This is a genomic window from Polaromonas sp., from assembly GCF_041689105.1.
Lineage (GTDB): Bacteria > Pseudomonadota > Gammaproteobacteria > Burkholderiales > Burkholderiaceae_C > Polaromonas.
In genome coordinates this window covers 18,456-34,959 of record NZ_JBDNGU010000090.1, presented here as the reverse complement: position 1 = coordinate 34,959, position 16,504 = coordinate 18,456, and the positions used below count along the sequence as shown (strand labels likewise).

The 16,504-nt window shown below is 59.0% G+C and carries 14 protein-coding genes, 1 tRNA gene and 1 pseudogene; 11 read left to right on the top strand and 5 right to left on the bottom strand.

Annotated features, from left to right (window positions below; all coding sequences use genetic code 11):
- From ACESMT_RS09190 to ACESMT_RS09150, 9 genes and pseudogenes are all read left to right on the top strand, one after another.
- Entirely contained in the window at positions 1-1,329 is a 1,329-nt protein-coding gene (locus ACESMT_RS09190; protein WP_372826268.1) for a tryptophan--tRNA ligase, read from the top strand.
- A gap of 120 nt (positions 1,330-1,449) precedes the next feature.
- A complete protein-coding gene (locus ACESMT_RS09185) occupies positions 1,450-2,034 on the top strand; it encodes a LuxR C-terminal-related transcriptional regulator (RefSeq protein ID WP_372826267.1) in 585 nt (194 codons plus the stop codon).
- 241 nt (positions 2,035-2,275) lie between these two features.
- A pseudogene (locus ACESMT_RS09180) lies at positions 2,276-2,587 on the top strand (transposase); the annotation flags it as partial.
- Between the two features lie 19 nt (positions 2,588-2,606).
- A complete protein-coding gene (locus ACESMT_RS09175) occupies positions 2,607-2,744 on the top strand; it encodes a BCCT family transporter (RefSeq protein WP_372826291.1) in 138 nt (45 codons plus the stop codon).
- 121 nt (positions 2,745-2,865) lie between these two features.
- Entirely contained in the window at positions 2,866-3,879 is a 1,014-nt protein-coding gene (locus ACESMT_RS09170) for a TRAP transporter substrate-binding protein (RefSeq protein WP_372826266.1), read from the top strand.
- A 78-nt stretch (positions 3,880-3,957) separates the two neighbouring features.
- Positions 3,958-4,458: a TRAP transporter small permease gene (locus tag ACESMT_RS09165; RefSeq protein ID WP_372826265.1), complete on the top strand. Its 501-nt coding sequence runs from the start codon at positions 3,958-3,960 to the stop codon at positions 4,456-4,458.
- A gap of 4 nt (positions 4,459-4,462) precedes the next feature.
- Entirely contained in the window at positions 4,463-5,746 is a 1,284-nt protein-coding gene (locus ACESMT_RS09160) for a TRAP transporter large permease (RefSeq protein WP_372826264.1), read from the top strand.
- A 117-nt stretch (positions 5,747-5,863) separates the two neighbouring features.
- Complete coding sequence (locus tag ACESMT_RS09155; RefSeq protein WP_372826263.1) at positions 5,864-7,507, top strand: gamma-glutamyltransferase family protein; 1,644 nt, start codon at positions 5,864-5,866, stop codon at positions 7,505-7,507.
- 128 nt (positions 7,508-7,635) lie between these two features.
- Positions 7,636-8,301 (top strand): TetR family transcriptional regulator, encoded by a 666-nt coding sequence (locus ACESMT_RS09150; protein WP_372826262.1) that lies wholly within the window; start codon positions 7,636-7,638, stop codon positions 8,299-8,301.
- A gap of 345 nt (positions 8,302-8,646) precedes the next feature.
- Here the strand turns inward: ACESMT_RS09150 and ACESMT_RS09145 are convergent.
- From ACESMT_RS09145 to ACESMT_RS09130, 4 genes are all read right to left on the bottom strand, one after another.
- Positions 8,647-8,734 (bottom strand) — tRNA-Ser (locus tag ACESMT_RS09145).
- 19 nt (positions 8,735-8,753) lie between these two features.
- Positions 8,754-10,079: a serine--tRNA ligase gene (gene serS / locus ACESMT_RS09140; RefSeq protein WP_372826261.1), complete on the bottom strand. Its 1,326-nt coding sequence runs from the start codon at positions 10,077-10,079 to the stop codon at positions 8,754-8,756.
- A gap of 130 nt (positions 10,080-10,209) precedes the next feature.
- Entirely contained in the window at positions 10,210-11,202 is a 993-nt protein-coding gene (gene ispH / locus ACESMT_RS09135; RefSeq protein WP_372826260.1) for a 4-hydroxy-3-methylbut-2-enyl diphosphate reductase, read from the bottom strand.
- Positions 11,203-11,321: 119 nt separating this feature from the next.
- On the bottom strand, positions 11,322-11,795 hold the full coding sequence (locus ACESMT_RS09130) for a peptidylprolyl isomerase (protein ID WP_372826259.1): 474 nt from the start codon (positions 11,793-11,795) through the stop codon (positions 11,322-11,324).
- A gap of 140 nt (positions 11,796-11,935) precedes the next feature.
- On the opposite strand from ACESMT_RS09130, the gene radC reads away from it, so the two are divergent.
- Both radC and ACESMT_RS09120 read left to right on the top strand, forming a co-directional pair.
- Positions 11,936-12,613 (top strand): DNA repair protein RadC, encoded by a 678-nt coding sequence (gene radC / locus ACESMT_RS09125; RefSeq protein ID WP_372826258.1) that lies wholly within the window; start codon positions 11,936-11,938, stop codon positions 12,611-12,613.
- Between the two features lie 3 nt (positions 12,614-12,616).
- Positions 12,617-13,279: a Smr/MutS family protein gene (locus ACESMT_RS09120; protein WP_372826257.1), complete on the top strand. Its 663-nt coding sequence runs from the start codon at positions 12,617-12,619 to the stop codon at positions 13,277-13,279.
- 190 nt (positions 13,280-13,469) lie between these two features.
- On the opposite strand, the gene ACESMT_RS09115 is transcribed toward ACESMT_RS09120, so the two are convergent.
- Complete coding sequence (locus ACESMT_RS09115) at positions 13,470-16,502, bottom strand: DEAD/DEAH box helicase family protein (RefSeq protein ID WP_372826256.1); 3,033 nt, start codon at positions 16,500-16,502, stop codon at positions 13,470-13,472.
- Positions 16,503-16,504 lie beyond the last annotated feature (2 nt).

The window sequence follows — 16,504 nt, the reverse complement described above, 5'->3', positions numbered from 1 at the left end:
ATGACAAACAAACAGGCTCCTCGCACCGCCGCACCGCAGCGTTTTCTCACCGGCATCACCACCACCGGCACACCCCACCTGGGCAACTACGTGGGCTCTATCCGCCCTTCCGTGGCGGCAAGCACCGGCCTAGGCGCCGAGAGCTTCTATTTCCTGGCCGACTACCACGCGCTGATCAAGTGCGACGAGCCGGCCCGCATCCAGCAGTCCACGCTGGAGATCGCGGCGAGCTGGCTGGCCGCCGGGCTGGACCCGGAACGCGTGACCTTCTACCGCCAGTCCGACATTCTGGAGATTCCCGAGCTGACCTGGCTGCTGACCTGCGTGACGGCCAAGGGGGTGCTCAACCGGGCGCACGCCTACAAGGCCTCGGTCGACAAGAACACGGCCGCCGGCAATGACCCGGATGCCGACGTCAGCGCCGGTCTTTTCATGTACCCGGTGCTCATGGGCGCTGATATCCTGATGTTCAAGGCGCACCAGGTGCCGGTCGGGCGCGACCAGATCCAGCACATCGAGATGGCGCGCGACATGGCGCAGCGTTTCAACCACCTGTATGGCGAGCACTTTGTGCTGCCGCAGGCGTTGATCGAGGAATCCGTGGCCTTGTTGCCGGGTCTGGACGGCCGCAAGATGAGCAAAAGCTACGACAACGCCATCCCGCTGTTCACGCCGCGCGAACAACTGAAAAAGCTCATCGCCGGCATCGTCACCGACTCGCGCGCGCCCGGCGAGCCCAAGCAGGCCGAGGGCTCGGCGCTGTTCCAGATCTACCAGGCTTTTGCCAGCGAGCAGGAGACGGCCGCGCTCCGCAAGTCCTTCGACGAAGGCATTGGCTGGGGCGATGCCAAGCAGATCCTGTTCGAACGGATCGACCAGGAAGTCGGGCCCATGCGCGAGCGCTACCAGACGCTGATGCAGGACCCCGCCAAAATCGAGGCCATCCTGCTGGCTGGTGCCGACAAGGCGCGCAGGCTCGCGACGCCCTTCATGCGGGAGCTGCGCCAGGCGGTGGGCCTGCGCAAGCTGGTCGCGCAGACGGCGACGCCCGCCAAAGGCAAGGCTGCCAAGACCGGCCTGCCTGTGTTCAAGCAGTACCGCGAAGCCGACGGCAAATTTCACTTCAAGCTGTTGGGTGCCCAGGGCCAGATGTTGCTGCAGAGCCACGGCTTCGAATCACCCAGGGAAGCCGCCCAGGCCATCGCCTCGTTGCAGGCCGACGGCGCCACCGCGCTGCCGCCGCTGCAAGACAGGCTGCAGACCTTGCCGGGTGTGACAAACGAAGCCATCACGTCGGCGCTGGACCTTGTGCGCTCTGCAGTGCAGTAAAGCAGCGCAGGCAAGCGACACACCAAACCGTCTTTCGGCATAGCTCGAACGACATTCTGCGAGTATGCTTCGCCTTCAGGTGAGGAAACCCCATTGCGGTCGCACGCAACTGATACACCCATGCGCATTTTTGTCATCGACAACCACCCTCTCATGCGCGAAGCCGTGGTCATGCTGATCCGGCGCATGCAAGGCAAGGCCAGCATCGTTGAGCTGGACCGGCTCGCCGCCATCGGTCCTGCGGTGGAGCAGCACGGCGTTCCGGATGTGATCTGCCTGGACCTCAAACTCCCCGATACCCACGGCGTGTCCGGCGTGCGCGAGCTGCGGCACCAGTTTCCCGAAGTGCCTATCGTGGTGCTGTCTGCCGCGCCGGCACAGGACTACCAGGAGCTGTCGCTCGAAGCCGGCGCTGACGTCTACATCGAAAAATCGGCGGGTGCGACCGAGATCTCAAAAGTTTTGAAAACCTTCCTGGACGACAGCTCTGATCCGGAAAGCAGCACAGAGCCCGAAAAACTCTCCAAGCGGCAGAAGCAGTTGCTGGTCATGCTGGACAAGGGCATGAGCAACCGCGATATCGCCGCCGAACTGCAAATCAGTGAACACACGGTCAAGGTGCACCTGTGGCGCCTGTTTCGCAGGCTCCATGTCAAAAGCCGCTCACAGGCCAGCCACCTGGCTCGCACGCAGGGCTTGCTCTAGTGCGGTGTTGCACGCGATCCGGAACATAAAACCGCGTCTTTTGCGCCATGCCGGTTTTTCCAATCCGCGCGATACCCGGGGTATCGCTGTGGTTTGCGCTTTGCCCTGACCCAAAATCCATCGCGCTGAAGTGTTCCATCAAGCGTGGAACACTGCACTAGGAGCCTGTCGGACTTTGGAGACTTCCAAAGAGTAGCGAGAGCCGCGACAATCGCAGCAGAGTAAGTATGAGGGACGACCGATGAGCCGCTTCATTCCCGTAGATCGAGACACCGCTTATCTGTTGCCGCCCTCGGTGGAGGAATGGTTACCGAATGATCATCTGGCGCGTTTCGTGGTTGAGGTGATCGAGCGGCTTGATCTGGACGAGTTGATCCGTCAGTACGCAGGCCAAGGCTCTGCGGCGCATCACCCGTCGGTGCTGCTTGGACTGCTGGTCTACGGGTACGCCAGTGGCGTGCATTCGAGTCGCAAGATCGAGAGGGCGACCCACGATTCGGTCGCTTTCCGTTACGTAGCAGCCAACACGAACCCCGACCACGACACTCTGTCGGGCTCAAGTCCGCAGGCTCCTGGCCCTGGCCATCTGGCCTGCTGCTGGGCGACTGAAGCTGGGCCTGCCGGATAACAAGCCGGAGTTCTGGACCTTTTCTTGGTTTTCGATGATGTTTGGCGCTGGCATTGGCATGCTGACCTTCGCCTCAACATAAGGGTTTGTCTTCATTCCTGAACTTTGAATGTTCGTTAGGATCAATTTTGTAAGTAATATATTAATTACTTATTGATTGGCGTCTGACTAGCACTGATCCCCTCAAACCACAGGAGATGAATATGTCAAAGAATCAACATGGTGGAAGGCTTATCCATGTACTTAGCGGCTTGGCAGCAGCTTTGCTAATGAGCCAAGCAGGTCTCGCAATAGCACAGACTGTCGTCAAGTTTCATCATGACCTCCCGGAAGACAGCGCCCAACACGTGGCGGCGGAAAAATTCAAAGCCGAGGTAGAAAAGCGCAGTAAAGGTCAAATCGAGGTAAAGATCTTCCCCAACAACGCTCTTGGTGATGATGTCGAAGCAACCCAGCAGATGCAATTCGGTGCGTTGCAGGCTGCGATCATCCCGACCGCCAAGCTGAGCAACTTCGTCCCGGCGATGCAAATCGTCGATCTGCCCTTCATTTTCCCATCGCCGAAAATCGCGCATGCGGTGCTCGATGGTGAGGCAGGCAACAAGTTAATGGCAACCCTGGACAAAGTCGGCCTGACCGGCGTGACGTTCTGGGAAAGCGGCTTCAAGCAGATCACCTGCAACCGCACAATTACCAAGCCATCCGACTTCAAGGGTCAAAAGGTACGGGTGATGCAGAGCCCGATCATCATGGAGCAATTCAGCGTGATGGGGGCCAATCCCGTTCCGATTGCCTTCGGCGAGACTTACAACGCCCTGCAACAACGCGTTGTTGATTGCCAGGAAAACCCGCTTGTATCGATTACCAAGATGAAGTTCTATGAGGTTCAGTCAGATCTCATTATCAGCAACCACGCCTACCTGGCGTATGCCTTTGTCTTGAGCAAGCGCTGGCTTGATAAGCAAAGCAAGGAGCATCGTCAGATTCTGGTCGACGTTGCGCGTGAAACCACACCATTTCAGCGCGAAGAAACTGCGCGTCGAGAGACCGGCTATGTCGACACGATCAAAAAGAGTGGGACCAAGGTTTCGGTGCTGACAGAAGACCAACTGGCGCTATTCCAGAAGGCCACGATGCCAGTGCACACCAAGTTCGCGGACCAGATTGGCAAAGGCCTGCTGGAAACGTTCTACACACAGACAAAAGCTCAGCGCTGAGCATTAATGGGCGGGCACGGGTTCAACCTGTGCCTGTCCGGACCGAAGTCGCCAGGTCATATCCCGGAGTGTCGAAGCATGCGAAAAATTGAATTCTATTTGTCCCGATTGGAAGAGATCCTGATCGGCATCTTGATAGCGAGTGCGTCGGTCATTCTCTTTGCAAATGTTATCGCTCGTTATGTACTGAATTCCGGCATCCCATGGGCCGATGAAGTAGTGCGCTATCAGATCGTGTGGATGGTCTTCCTGGGTAGCAGTGTGGCAGCACGACAAGGCATCCATATTGGCATCGACATCCTGGTACAGACTGCTCCAGAAAACATTGGGCGAATCATCCGTCTAGCCATCCATGCTATCAGCGTTTTCTTTTGCGGCATGCTGGTCTATTTTGGAGCAGAGTTGACCGTACAAACCCGCGAATTTGGCCAAGTGAGTACGGCGCTACAGGCACCAATGTGGATGTTCCAACTCGCGATACCTGTCGGAGGTGCACTCATGGCTATCAGGTTCTGTCAGCAATTTTTCAGCGTGCTTTTCTCCAAGCCACTGGAATCCCACATTGAACAAATAGGATAAGTCCATGATTCCCCTGTTCTTGATACTCCTGGTCCTGATGCTGGTGTTCGGCGCACCGATATTCATCGCACTCGCAGGTTCTGTTCTCGGCGCGCTATGGACCGATGGTAACGTTCCTATGGCCATCGTCATTGAGCGGATGTTTGCCGGACTGGACAAGTTCTCGCTCATGGCAATTCCGTTCTTCATCCTGACCGGCAACCTGATGAGCGTGGGCGGATTGTCCCAACGCATCGTAGGACTGGCAAATCTCTTGATAGGTCGCTTTACCGGCGGCATGGGCATGACCGCTGTCGCCTCGAGCATGTTTTTCGGCGCGATATCTGGTTCCAGCCCGGCAACTGTTGTAGCTGTCGGTTCGTTGCTCCATCCAGCGCTGACAAAAGCAGGTTACAGGCCGTCCTTCTCGATCGGCGTCGTCGTGGCATCCGGATCCCTCGGCATCATCATTCCGCCCAGCATTGTGATGATCGTTTATGCAGCGGTGACCGGCGTTTCGGTTGGGGCGCTATTCATGGCGGGCATCAGCGCAGGTGTTCTGTACGGCTTGTGCTACCTGCCATATTGTTACTACGTTGCCAAACGCGACGGTATCGAACGCATGCCAGCGCCAACAGCTGCACAAATATTGACGGGTTTCAGGGATGCCGCATGGGGCCTTGGCATCCCGGTCGTGGTGCTGGGCGGGATATACGGTGGCGTGTTCACGCCAACTGAAGCTGCTGCCGTGTCGGTCATTTATGCGTTCGTTGTTTCGGCATTCATCTATCGGGAGAAAACGATCAAAGAGCTGTTCGACACGCTGGTCAGCTCTGCCACGACCACCGCCCAGGTGATGATCATCCTGGCATCGGCATCTGTACTCGCATGGTTCCTGACCAGCAATGGTTTGGCCGTTTCAATCGCCAATGCCGTGCTGTCACTGAGCGACAACCCTTATCACATATTTCTTCTGATCAATGTCACCGTGCTGATCGTGGGCATGTTTCTGGACGCTGCGTCGATCATGGTGATTCTTGCGCCATTGTTTTATCAGATCGGAATTAAGGTCGGCATTGATCCGGTCCACTTGGGCATGGTGTTGACTGTGAACGGGGCCATTGGCATGTTCACGCCGCCGTTCGGTCTCAATCTGTTCGTAGCCAGCACACTGAAGGGCGTGGATTACGCGCAAGCGGTGAAGGGTTCTTTGCCATTCATCGGTATTTCCCTGGTGGCCTTGGCGATCTTGACCTATCTGCCAGTCATCAGCATGTGGCTGCCAAGGCTGGTCTACGGGGGCATGTGAAGAAATCTCCCAACCCAACACCAACAGACACTACGGCAAAAAACTGCCCCGCTCACCTGAAAATCCAATATCACGTGGGTGTGCAGGTGGCGCCCCAAAGCTCCTCCAAAGCTGACAATGCAAAACACATTAACCCCAGAAAAGGGCTCCGTGGCAGCCTCATCACACGCCAAGACTTCAGATTTGCTTGCGAAGTCACAAAAGGGCATGGTGACAAGTCCGCACGAACTTGCAACCCGTGCGGGGCTGCGAGTATTGCAGACTGGCGGCAATGCCATCGAAGCCGCAATCACCATGGGGGCGTGCCTGAACGTGACCTACCCGCATTTCACTGGATTCGGCGGTGATGCCTTCATGATCATCAGCCAGCGCAACGGCAAGACCAAAACCATTTCAGGCATTGGGCAAGCTGCCGAAATGCTTCCGTTCTACCAGGGAAGTATTCCACTGCGCGGACCTGCTTCAATGTTGACTTCTGCCGCCAGCGTCGATGCTTTGGGTCGGGCTTTTGAAATCAGTCGTAACGAATCTGGCGGAAAAATGAGTTGGTCAGACCTTCTGGCACCGGCGATCAACCTCGCGCGTGAAGGCTTTCCGACGACTCCGTCAGAGCGGTTCTGGACAGATTTCCGACGTAACGAAATGAAGGAGCTTCCTGGTGTAGCGGCTGGCTACATGAAAGACGGAAAAACTCGCGAAATCGGCGAGCCATTTCGCCAACCCAAGTTGGCGGCCACCCTGGAGACATTGGCGGAGCGAGGCTACCGCGATTTCTACGAAGGCCAGCTAGCAGCGCAAATCGCGCGTGGATTAGCAGATGCTGGATCACCACTGACAAAATCCGACCTGGCCAAGACGGCGGCGAGGATCGAGCCCCCATTGCGTGTGCCTTACCGTGGAGGCGAATTGTTAGCGCACCAGCCGCCGACCCAAGGTGTCACGACGCTGCAGATCATGGGCATCCTTGAGCGGTTCAACCTCAAGTCGATTCCTGAAGGCAGCGCTGATTTTTACCATTTACTGGTTGAGGCCGTGAAATGCGCATTCTTGGACCGCAATCGCTACGTCTCTGACCCTGAGTTTTCGGATGTGCCTTGCCTAGCGATGCTGTCACCGGCCACGCTGGACCGACATGCAGCCGGTATTGACGTAGCCCGTGCACGGGATTGGCAGGACACCTTCAAAACTGGAGACACCGTATTTCTGGCTGCCGCTGATGGCGCTGGCAATTCGGTGTCCATGCTGCAGACAATTTATTTCGATTGGGGTAGCGGCGTCATGGTCGGTGATACCGGCATGCTGTGGCATAACCGAGGCGCTTCTTTTAACTTGCAGAATGGTCATCCCAACGTGCTGGCACCGGGCAAGCGGCCTTTTCATACACTGAATCCAGGCATGTACCTGCGCAATGGAAAACCGAGTCTTCTGTACGGAACCCAGGGAGCCGATGGTCAGCCCCAAACGCTGTCCCTCCTTTTGGCCCGATTGATCGACTACGGCCTCGACCCCCTTACAGCACTCGCCAAGCCGCGTTTCCTGCTTGGAAAAACTTTTTCAGATAGTCGCGATTCACTCAAAATTGAGTCCGATGCAGGCCTGGCTGTGTTTAATACACTGTCGGAACGGGGCCACACATTAAGTGAACTGGCGGCCCAAAGTCCTTTGGCAGGTCATGCCGGAGCCATTTTAATTAAACCCGAAACTGGCGATTTTCTGGGCGCGCACGATCCACGCAGTGATGGGCGGGCACTTGGCCTGTAAAGCAGGCTCGCCATGACTCAGCAAAATCTTTGGAACGGGCTACGATCAGCCTGCACCGATGACAAACACTCACGGTCAACTGATTATCTTGATCCCCGTACTGGTTTCAAATGTTTAATAATTTAGTCATGCCAGTATCTCAGTCTCGACCGTCAATAGATCCACCGAAAAAACCGCAAAAACGTAACGCCGAAGAAACTCGTGAGCGCTTGTTGAACGCAGCAACCCTCGAGTTCTGCGAGCGCGGATACGATGGCGCTCGCATCGAGCGCATTGCCAAGAATGCATGCTGCAATATTCGCATGGCGTATCACTACTTTGACGACAAGGAAGGCCTCTATTTGGCGGTGCTCGAGCGTGTATACAGCGAGTTGCGCCAGAAAGAAAAAGACCTCGATCTAGAACATCTGGATCCAGCCTCCGGCATGCGTCGACTCATCGAATTCACGTTCGATCATATGGGCGCTCATCCTGAGTTCGTCAGTCTGGTGCTAAATGAAAATCTGCTTAGCGGACGCATGCTGAGGAAATCGAGCAAGGTTGTGCACGAAACAACCCCCCTAGTGGGGATGATTAAAAATACGTTGGGACGAGGCGAGAAAGCTGGCGTTTTCCGGCATGCCGTTGATTCGATGCAGCTTTACGTGTCAATCTTGTCGTTGAGTTTTGTTCACATTTCTAACCGCTACACGCTATCGATCATTTTTGAGAAGGATCTTGGTGACCCTCAATGGCTCCGGGAACGCCGTGTCCATGCGGTAGACGTCATCATGTCTTACTTGGCAAGAGATTAGAAATGCATTTGTGTATGAATAGTTGGGCCTTGCCGCGGCGCTGAACTGGCGATGACGGCACTGCATAGTCAGAATCTCAAATTTTAAAATGTCTGTGAAGTGATCTCTCACAAACGCTAGGGGGGTCTGGGAATTTATGCCCCCCCGACCCCTACCCCCTCATCGTCGATCCGCTGACCCTTACCGCCAACGCCGAGACCATCACGGGCGGGTTGTGGGCGCGATCGATGGCGGCATCACTGCACCACTCAGCGTAGCGGCAGCGCTGCAAGCAGCAAAAGAGAGCTAACGAATTGATGGGTGTGAAATAAAAACAGGCCAGAAGGCCCGTGTTTATTTACTACTTGGCGGAGAGGGTGGGATTCGAACCCACGGTACCTTGCGGTACGCCTGATTTCGAGTCAGGTACATTCGGCCACTCTGCCACCTCTCCACTCGATGCCGGTAGTTTATCAGGTGCCGAGCACCGTGATGCCGCCCATGTAGGGCTGCAGGGCAGCCGGCACCGCGACGCTGCCGTCTTCGCGCTGGTAATTCTCAAGCACCGCAACCAGCGTGCGCCCCACGGCCAGGCCGGAACCGTTGAGGGTGTGCACGAATTCGTTTTTGCCCTGGGCGTTTTTGAACCTGGCCTGCAAGCGGCGGGCCTGGAAGGCTTCGCAATTGGAGACCGAGCTGATTTCTCGGTAGGCGCTCTGCCCGGGTAGCCAGACTTCGAGGTCGTAGGTCTTGCTGGCGCCAAAACCCATGTCGCCGGTACACAGCAGCATCACGCGATACGGCAGGCCCAGCTTCTGCAAAATCGCCTCGGCATGGCCGGTCATGGCCTCCAGCGCTTCATAACTTTTGTCAGGATGAACGATCTGCACCATCTCGACCTTGTCGAACTGGTGCTGACGGATCATGCCGCGGGTGTCGCGCCCGTAGCTGCCGGCTTCTGAGCGGAAGCACGGCGTGTGCGCGGTGTACTTCAGCGGCAACTGCGCCTCCGGCACGATCTCGTCGCGCATGAAGTTGGTCAGCGGCACTTCGGAGGTAGGAATCAAATACAGCGCGGCGTTCTCGGCCTCGCCTTCCTGGCCGCCTTTTTTGGCGGCAAACAGGTCTTCTTCAAACTTGGGCAACTGGCCGGTGCCGCGCAGCGAATCGCTGTTGACGATGTAGGGCACATAACACTCGGTGTAGCCGTGCTCGGCCGTTTGTACGTCGATCATGAAGGCCGCCAGCGCGCGGTGCAACCGGGCCAGCGGCCCCTGCATCACGGTAAAACGCGAGCCGGTCAGCTTGGTGCCCAGCGCGAAGTCCAGCCCCAGCGGCTGGCCCAGGTCCACATGGTCTTTCACCTCGAAGGCATAAGCCGGGGGCTCGCCGCCCGGGCCTTCAACTGGCGTCCATTTGCGCACCTCGACGTTGCCCCCTTCGCCCACGCCCAGAGGCACGCTCTCGTGCGGCAGGTTGGGTACGGCCAGCAGCAGCGCCTGCATCTCGGCCTGGATGGCTTCGAGCCGGACGGCGCAACTCTCAAGCTCGGCCTTGAAGGCCGTGACCTGCGCCATCACCGGTGCAGCGTCTTCGCCTTTGGCCTTGAGCTGGCCGATCTGTTTGGACAGGGTGTTGCGCTGGTTCTGCAGCTCTTCGGTGCGGATCTGCTGCGTCTTGCGCTCAGCCTCCAGCGCCTGAAAAGCCTCCTCGTGCAGGAAGGTTTGCGGGTTCTTGCGGGCTTGCAGGCGCGCGATGACCGAGGGCAGGTCTTTTCGGAGCAGGTTGATGTCTAACATGGCTTGATTGTATTTTGTGCAGAATTCAGGCGGTCAGCATGGCCGTACGCGGTTTCCATGAAGGAAAAGTGCCTCTAGCCCTTATGGAACGGGCGCAAGCAGCTATCACTTAGATAGCAAACTGGCGCCATCAAATGTCGGCATGCAGGTCGCTGTCCAGCGCGTCCAGTGCCGTGCCATCCATGCGCAGCCCCTTGGGCAGCGGGAATTTGATGGTTTCCTCAATACCGGCCATCTTGCGCACCGACACGGCGCCCAGGGCCTTGATGCGGTCGATGACCTGCTTGACCAGAATTTCTGGCGCCGAAGCACCGGCGGTCAGGCCGACGCGGCTTTTGCCCTCGAACCATGCCGGCTGCAGCTCGCTGGCGTCGTCCACCATGTAGGCCTCTGTGCCCAGCTTGACGGCCAGCTCACGCAGGCGGTTGCTGTTGGAGCTGGTGGGGCTGCCGACCACGATCAAAATATCCACCTGCGGGCTCATCAGCTTGACGGCGTCCTGCCGGTTTTGCGTGGCGTAACAGATGTCCTGCTGCTTGGGCTCGCGCACGTTCGGAAAACGCGCTTTCACAGCAGCGCTGATCTCTGCGGCATCGTCCACACTGAGCGTGGTCTGCGTGACCACGGCCAGTTTGTCGGTCTGCGCGGGCTGGATGCGCGCCACGTCGGCCACGTCTTCGACCAGGTGGATGCCGCTGTCGAGCTGGCCCATGGTGCCCTCGACCTCGGGGTGGCCCTTGTGGCCGATCATGATGAACTCGTACCCTTCCTTGTTGAGCTTGGCCACTTCCACATGCACCTTGGTCACCAGCGGGCAAGTGGCGTCAAAAATGCGGAAACCACGCCTTTCAGCCTCGCGCTCGGTGGCCTTGCTGACGCCGTGGGCGCTGAACACCAAGGTCGCGCCGGGCGGTACGTCGTCGAGGTCTTCGATGAAAATCGCGCCCTTGTCTTTCAGCTCGTTGACAACATAGGTGTTGTGCACGATCTCGTGGCGCACGTAGATCGGCGCGCCAAACTTGCCCAGCGCGCGTTCGACGATTTCAATCGCACGGTCAACGCCGGCGCAAAAGCCACGCGGCTCGGCCAGAATGATTTCCTGTGGTGAGCTCTTGGCCCCCACGCTTGTCGCCTCGTGTGCCTCCGGCGATGCGCTGCCCCTTTCACCATGAATTGGGGCTAATTTTCCTGGGGGCGGCCCGTCGGAAATTTGATCTTTATTCATCGTCTTGTCGTTTCCAGTCATAGAACTCCAATCACGTGGACTTCAAACACCACGGGCTGCCCTGCCAGCGGATGATTGAAATCAAACTGCACCGCATCGCCGTCGGCCTTGACCTGCTGCACCGCACCGGCGTACTGGCCCATGCCGTCCGGCGTCGGAAACTGCACCACGTCACCGATGCTGTATTTTTCATTCGGGTCGCCCAACTCGTTGAGCAGCTTGCGCGCCACCCATTGCAGCAGATCGGGGTTGCGCTCGCCAAAGGCTTCGCCGGCTGCCAGCTCGAAGCTGCTACGCGTGCCCTCGGGCAGGCCCAGCAGGCGCTGCTCGATGGCCGGCGACAGCTCGCCCGTCCCCAGGCTCAGGGTGGCAGGCTTGCCGTCAAAGGTGTTGATGATGTTGGCCCCGTCCGGGCCGGCCATGCGGTAATGCAGGGTCAAAAAAGAGCCTGGCTGGACCAGGGCGGGGTCGGATATTTCCACGGTGGGCATAAAACTTTCGGGCAACAACTATTTTGTAAACTGCCTCTATTGTAGAAAGTGCCGCTCTTCGATGGGAAATCGCGGCGGTTAAGCCCTGATACTGCCTCTGCGACACGCTTTTTATCTACCGCCCAAGGCCTCGTACCGCCATGCTCCTCAAAGACCTGCCTGAAGACGCCCGTCCCCGCGAAAAGCTGCTGGCCCGCGGCGCGGGCGCGCTGGGTGACGCCGAACTGCTGGCGCTGCTGCTGCGCACCGGCCTGCCCGGCAAAAACGCGCTGCAGATGGGTCAGGAGCTGCTGGACGTTTTCGGCGGCGTGGCCGGCTTGCTGCACACCACCGCTGACGACCTCAAACGCATCAAGGGCCTGGGCGGCCCGGCCAAACGCGCCGAGCTGGTGGCGGTGCTCGAGCTGGCACGCCGCGCGCTGTCGGAGCAGCTCAAGGAAAAACCACTGTTTGCCACACCGCAGGCGGTGCGCGACTATTTGCAGCTGCAACTCGGCAGCCGGCCGCATGAAATTTTCGCCGTACTGTTTCTGGACAGCCAGCACCGGCTGATCGCCCTGGAGGAGCTGTTTCGCGGCACGCTGACGCAAACCAGCGTCTACCCGCGCGAGGTGGTGGTGCGCGCGCTGGCGCTGCAGGCGGCCAGCGTGGTGCTGGCGCACAACCACCCAAGCGGTGAAGCCCGGCCGTCGCGCGCCGACGAGGCGCTGACGCAAACCCTGAAGGCCGCGCTGGCCCTGGTGGACGTGCGGGTGCTCGATCATTTCGTCGTGACCAGCACGCAGGCCGTGTCGATGGCCGAACTCGGATTGCTTTGAATAATGGCCACCAAAGCACCCGTCATCAAGGACCTGAAAGCGCTTAAGGCAGTCAAGGTCGAAATCGAAACCCGTGTCCGGCAGGACGCTGAGCTCAAGGCTGCACGAGCTGCTGCCGCAGCCCGGGCAAAGGCCGAGAAAGAGCTGTTCTCCCGCGCCATCGGCCCCGTCCGGGCCCTGCCCGCCAAACACCTTCCCGGCCAAAGGGCGAGCCTGCCGCCGGTGCAGGCTGCGCCGATTCCGGTGCAGCAGCAGCGCGATGAACAGGCGGTGATGCGCGAAGCGATCTCGGACGACTTCGACGTCGAGAGTCTGCTGGACACCGACGAGGCGCTGAGTTTTCGCCGGCCCGGCATGGGCCCGGACGTGGTGCGCAAACTGCGCCGCGGCGGCTGGAGCATCCAGCGCCAGCTCGACCTGCACGGCCTGCGCCGCGAGGACGCACGCGATGCGCTGTCGGCCTTCATCCGCGAGGCTTACAAGGCCGGCGTGCGCTGCGTGCGTGTGGTGCACGGCAAGGGCCTGGGCTCGCCCGGCAAGACGCCGGTACTCAAGGGCCGGGTGCAGAGCTGGCTGATCCAGAAGGCCGAGGTCATCGCCTTTGTGCAGGCGCGGCCAGCGGAGGGTGGCGCGGGTGCGTTGGTGGTGCTGCTGGCGCAGAGTTAACACCGCGTCATTCACTGGCTTACTACATATTTGATAGCTGCTTGCGCCCATCCCATAAGGGCTGGAGGCCGATTTCACTCATAAAACCGGCCAGAACCTGGATGTTGGCTGATTTTTCACCTGTTTCATGTGTCAAAAGTGCCGTCAGCCCTTACGCCACGTTCACAAGCAGCTATTAAAAAAGTAGCATTCAGGCCACCGCCGCTTGAAACTGCCGCGCATTCAGCGTGCCTTTCCAGTCACCCTCAAACACCAGATCACACACCACCGATTGCGCTTCGCCGACCAACTCCAGGCCTCCGGCGGGCATCAGCGACTCATCCGCAAAAGCATCTGTCAGCCGCTGCAACAGCAGTTGCTTGTAATCCGTATCAAGAGAGCCCGCCAGATGCAGGCCCTTGGTTTCCAGAATCACCAGCTTTTGCTGGCCGTCGCCACCCACACGCGCAAACACGAAGTCGGGGTAGACCTTGTTGCGCTTCCAGCCCTGCAGGCCGTATTGCGCCCTGGCCACGTTACGGTGCCACCATTTCAAGGCGGCCTGGCTGTCCAGGTAAAAGGCCACGTCGCGCTCCAGACCGCTGTCGGTTAGCGCCGTGAGCGCCGGTTCAAACAAACTCTTTTCAACCGGCTTGCCATCGTCATCGCGCACCAAAAGCTGCGGCTTGCCCGACAGCTCCAGCTCAAAATCAGCAGGAATCTCGTAGTCGGTTTTGTCCGCCCGCAATCTGAACTCCACCTCGCCCCGGGCCACGCAGCTTTCAAACACCGCCTGGGCCAGCCGGTCGCGCTCGGCTTCCAGATCGATGCGCAGCCGCTCCAGCAAAGAGGCGCTGCTGCCCGCGATGACTTTCTCGGAATAGGCCAGCAAAAACCGGCTCACCACGGCGTCTACCCAGCTCCAGACCCACCAGGCATTGGGCGCAATATCGAGCAGCCCACGTACCAGGCGCGCACGGTCCAGCTCGGCAGGGGCGGCCAGCGCCTGCTGGCTGCGAACCCGCTCCGGGTGGTCCAGCACCTCCAGGCCAATCTGAAGCTGCTGGCCGTTTTGAAACAAGGCATCCTGCGCAGCCGGTGCCCATTCACGCGCCAGCGCATCCGTCTGCACAGCCGACCAGTCCAGCAGCGAAAGAATGTCGCTGTCGTAAGCTAACTCCCGGCGGCGCTTGCGCCCTTGTTCGTCAGCCTCCACCCAGGTCACGCGCGGCAGAAATATCCGCATCTGGCTGAAGGCGGCCCGCCGCTTGAAGGTCACCGGCTTGGCCGCAGCACTGTCACCGCCGCCCTGCACAGACAGCGCCAGATCGCCCATGCCTTCGGTTTCCAGCGACGCCTTGATGGCCTTGATGACTTCACCCGTGCGCGCGTCGTGGCACAGCACATAACAGGCGTCGAGTGCAGCCCGGCCAGTTTTGGCCACATGCGGCAGGCGCAGAATGCGGCCCATCAGTTGCGTCATGGAGCGCACCTCTTTGCCGGCGGCCAGCGCACACAGCACATAGGCAAACGGGCAGTCCCAGCCCTCTTGCAAGGCCTGCTTGGTGATGATGGCGCGAATCTCGCACATCGGGCTGAGCAGATCAATGTTTTCGGGCGACTTCAGGTCGTCCTTGTCTGAGGTCTTGATCGCGATTTGCGCTTCGGTAAACCCCAGCTGCATCAGATACGCCTTGGCGTCTTCGGCGTGAATGTAGCCGCTGTCACGCATGTCTTTGCCGGTGCGCTCCACCTGCACCAGCAGGATTGGGCGGATGTAGCGGTTGGTTTCCGTCTGCAGTGTGGCCGCCTCGGCAGCCAGGCCATTGAGCCTGTCCACACTGGCCGACAGGCAGCTTTGCCAGTCGCTCCAGCCGCGCATGTCCACATTGATCGGCAGCTTGATCATTTCTGCCTCTTCCAGGTCGGTGCCGCGCACGTCCACCAGAATGTTGGAGCCAGACGCCGCCTTACCGGCCTTGTCAGAGGCAACCCGTGGGGTCGCCGACAGCTCCAGCATGAAGCAGGGGTTAAAGCCATCAATCGTTTCGAGTGCTGTCTCGGTATAAGCGTGATGGCCTTCGTCGATCACCACCATGGGCCGCAACAAGCGCATCACGTTACCCAGCGAGCTTTTAACAATGCTGCCTTTGGTGGCGCGCGCCTCTTCTTGTGTGGTGCCCCACGAGGTGTAGGCATCCAGGTTGGGCACCGCCTGCAACAGGTCCCAATTCCCCTCAATGTCATCTTCACGCGGCGTGTAGCCCAGCACATTGCCCCGGTCACGAAAGAAACGCAGCGTCTCTTTGTTCTTGCGCGAGGCGCCTGCCAGCATCAACAACATGACGCACAGGTGAGAGTCGGTGTCGAGTCGCGCCAGCGGCGAGCCTTTTTCCAGAATCTTCACCCGCCCCGCGCCCGCCGTGTTGAGCATCTGGCGGTAAGGGTGGTCGCGGTTGGTCAGCGTCTTGAGCGTCTGCCGGTAAATCGCTTCGTTCGGCACAATCCACAGCACCAGACCGGTGTGCCGGTTCAGGTAGCTTGAAAACACCTGCCCCACGCTGGCCGCAGCCAGCAGGGTCTTGCCGCCGCCGGTCGGGATTTTCAGGCAGACATTGGGAATGGCACGGTCTGCGCCATCGAAGCGGCTGGAGTGCGGTTGCTCTGCAAATGCCGGCGGCAAAGCTTTTTGGGCTTTTAAAGCGTTCCAGGTCTTTTTGGGGAAGTCAGACGCTTCGCGCAGAACGTCTTCCATGCCCTCCATGGCGCGCAAGGCTGGTTCATTGGCCTTGTACTGGGCCTGATGCTTTTTCAGCTCGGTGATGTAACCCGCCAGCTGGCCCAGCACCGTCGATTGAAACCTCTTGAGCTGCGTCGCACCGAGCGACTCAATATCCGCGCTCTGCCGGCGCGGCTCCCAAAAAACCTTGCGGTCACGCTCTATGCGCGAGCGGAAATCCTCGGCAAGCGTATCTTGCCAATGCAAGGCATCAACCCTGTAAATCAGCCCCTGCCCGTCGATACGATCTTTCAGATGCAAAAAATCATGCCCGGCTTCCGGCCAGTCAAACGCGAGATCAATATCAGACTCGTGCCGCGCATCGCCCCGGCCTCGCGAGCCATACACCCACACCCTGATCAAGCCGGGCGTCTGGTCAAACAGGCGCTGCAACTTGGCATAAACATAGGGTTCAATGCCGAAAGGCGCCGCTACCGGAGTCTGCACGTCTTGGGACGAGGCCATAA